The following is a 520-nucleotide window of genomic DNA, read 5'->3' on the forward strand; positions in this document are numbered from 1 at the left end:
GATTTCCGGATAGGACAGCCCCTGGAGACGGCTCATGCACCACACGGAACGGGCACGGGGCGGCAGGCCGAGCAGCGCGCGATTGAAGGCGCGCACGAGATCCTTGCCGATCGCCTGCTCCTCGATGGAGGGCTGCGGGTCGGCAACCCCATGCACCTGGCCACCGTCGAAATTATCGTCTTCATGCGCAGACCGCACCTTTCTGCGGCGCACATGGTCGAGCGCAAGATTGCGGGCCGTCTGCCAGAGAAAGCCTTCGAGATTGCCGGGGACCGCGCGATCAAGCGACCGCCGCACCCTGAGATAAGCATCCTGCGTCAGCTCCTCCGCCTCGGCGCTGTTGCGCACGATGCCGAGGATCTTCCGGTAGAGATCCGGCCTCATGGTGAGGAAAACACGGTCCAGATGCTCGGTCTCGGTGCCCATTTCAGCCCTTCAGGCCCGCGCTTTCGTCAGGGACGGCCGGCAGTGAGAGGTGTCTTGGTAAAGACGGCGACGTTTTCGGTCTCGAAGATGTGTC

Annotated in this window: 1 protein-coding gene; it reads right to left on the reverse strand. The window is 63.5% G+C overall.

Going from position 1 to position 520, the window contains the following annotated elements:
• On the reverse strand, positions 1-426 hold a 426-nt coding region (locus CXR03_RS17980), incomplete at its 3' end, for an RNA polymerase sigma factor (RefSeq protein WP_104105064.1).
• Positions 427-520 lie beyond the last annotated feature (94 nt).

The organism is Arthrobacter sp. 08Y14, from assembly GCF_002929455.1.
In the GTDB taxonomy this organism is placed as follows: Bacteria; Actinomycetota; Actinomycetes; order Actinomycetales; family Micrococcaceae; genus Arthrobacter_B; species Arthrobacter_B sunyaminii.